Annotated in this window: 4 protein-coding genes; 2 read left to right on the top strand and 2 right to left on the bottom strand. The window is 40.2% G+C overall.

Going from position 1 to position 1763, the window contains the following annotated elements; genetic code table 11:
- Nucleotides 1–86 precede the first annotated feature (86 nt).
- Nucleotides 87–947 carry a 5'-3' exonuclease gene (locus AC52RT_RS11880; protein WP_495540938.1) on the top strand — a complete coding sequence of 287 codons (861 nt, stop codon included), beginning with the start codon at nucleotides 87–89 and terminating at the stop codon, nucleotides 945–947.
- 78 nt (nucleotides 948–1025) lie between these two features.
- Here the strand turns inward: AC52RT_RS11880 and AC52RT_RS11875 are convergent, their stop codons facing one another.
- Nucleotides 1026–1154 carry a small, acid-soluble spore protein L gene (locus AC52RT_RS11875; protein ID WP_495540937.1) on the bottom strand — a complete coding sequence of 43 codons (129 nt, stop codon included), beginning with the start codon at nucleotides 1152–1154 and terminating at the stop codon, nucleotides 1026–1028.
- A 135-nt stretch (nucleotides 1155–1289) separates the two neighbouring features.
- Here AC52RT_RS11875 and AC52RT_RS11870 point away from each other — a divergent pair, with 135 nt between their 5' ends.
- Complete coding sequence (locus tag AC52RT_RS11870; RefSeq protein ID WP_040374782.1) at nucleotides 1290–1559, top strand: DUF6123 family protein; 270 nt, start codon at nucleotides 1290–1292, stop codon at nucleotides 1557–1559.
- Nucleotides 1560–1569: 10 nt separating this feature from the next.
- Here the strand turns inward: AC52RT_RS11870 and AC52RT_RS11865 are convergent.
- On the bottom strand, nucleotides 1570–1763 hold a 194-nt coding region (locus AC52RT_RS11865), incomplete at its 5' end, for an EamA family transporter (RefSeq protein ID WP_495540936.1).

The raw sequence follows: 1763 nt of genomic DNA, 5'->3' as shown, positions 1-1763 counted from the left end.
CACTCCCTTTCAGAGATTCTTATGATAAGATACTAGCAGACAATCTTTTGAGGTGAGTAAACGTGAAATTGGATGAAAACAAACAGATGCCTTCCTTCATGCTTGTTGATGGAATGGCGCTTTTATTTAGAGCTTTTTATGCAACAGCCGTTACTGGTCAGTTCATGATTAATTCCAAAGGCCTGCCGACTAATGCGGTTCAAGGTTTTCTCAAGCATATGCTTACAGCAGTCAATCATTTCTCACCAAGCCATGTAGCTGTTTGTTGGGATATGGGAAGCAAAACGTTTCGTAACGAGCTTTTCCCAGAGTATAAAGCCAATCGTTCAGCTGCTCCAGTGGAAATGATTCCTCAATTTGATTTAGTGAAAGAAGTAGTGGAAGCCTTTGATATTCCTAACATCGGCCTCACAGGGTTTGAAGCGGACGATTGTATTGGTACTATTGCTAAAGCTTCACAAAGCTATAGTCACGTATCTATTTTGACTGGGGATCAAGACATGCTTCAATTAATTGAAGATCGTATTTCGGTTATTTTACTGCGTAAGGGCTTTGGTAATTACGAAGTGCATGATCATGATAGCTTTTTCACTTGGAAAGGCATAACCCCTGCCCAAATGGTCGATTTAAAGGCTCTAATGGGAGATACAGCGGATAACTACCCTGGTGTCAAAGGCATAGGTGAAAAAACCGCACTAAAGCTGCTCATTGAATACGGGACGATTGAAGGGATTCTCGAAAATCTGCACAATCTAACGAAAACACAGCGGACTAAAATAGAAGATGCTGTCGAAATGCTGCACTTATCTAGAAGTCTAGCGGCCATTAAATGCGATGTACCGATCGCCTGCCCTTTAGAGACATCTGTGTTTAGATATGATAAGGAACGTGTTACGAAAATGGCTGAAACTCATGAATTAAAAGGTCTTCAACGCTTGTTAGTCTAATAACGAAAAAGGCTGTCCGCAGGTTTGGACAGCCTTTGGGCTTTTTTTAGGTAGGGGGTAGCGGAGAGTTGTATTAGACTATCTTTTCGTATTGGAATATTTAGCTTTGTTTTCTAATTCGCTTTTTGGACTAGTGTCGCCTTGGGTATTTCCTTGCGGCGGGACTCCGCTTCTACTTTTATTGCCGCGATTCTTATGTTTAGGCATGATAGACACCTCCTCATTACTTACTATTTACTAGAAATCTGTATTGAATGCGAAATTTGTCGATAAATGAATAGGCAAAAACGGTTAGATAAGGTAATATGTAGGAGGAAAATAGCTGCAAAGGAGGACAGATTTGTGGACTATTCAGTAGAAGAGTATGTTTCTTTTTTGGAAACGAAAGGCTTTACATTCGGTGAAGATGCCATCGGTTTTATTTTCTTTGGTAAACGTTATACAGAAGCGAGTGATGTTCTTGTTAACATTGCGATCGAAATTACGTTAAAAGCCCAAAAGAATTTTGACGGCAGTTTTTACGTATCTTTACTCGAAAACTTAAAGCAAAAAAATATTACGAACAAACCCCAGGCAGAAGCGTATGCCCGGGAGCTTGGATTATTGAGCTAATGCAAGGTCGTTAAGCAGCTGAATCAATGGGTTCGGCTTTTTTGCGTTTAAAAGGAAACTCCGCCGTGACCATTCCGATTAAAATCAATACACATCCAGTAATCGCAGCTTTAGTTAATTGTTCGTTAATCAGTACATATGAGGTTAATGCAGCAAATACCGGTTCCAATGCATAAATTAATGCCACCCTGGTTGGTGAGGTTT

The organism is Peribacillus sp. (genome assembly GCF_059453735.1).
The sequence above is the reverse complement of the archived record's forward strand: the minus strand, read 5'-3'. Positions and strand labels throughout refer to the sequence as shown.

Bases quoted from the DNA above. Each gene is read 5' to 3' on its own strand.
- AC52RT_RS11875 (WP_495540937.1), bottom strand. From the start codon at position 1,154: ATGCCTAAACATAAGAATCGCGGCAATAAAAGTAGAAGCGGAGTCCCG.
- AC52RT_RS11880 (WP_495540938.1), top strand. From the start codon at position 87: ATGCCTTCCTTCATGCTTGTTGATGGAATGGCGCTTTTATTTAGAGCT.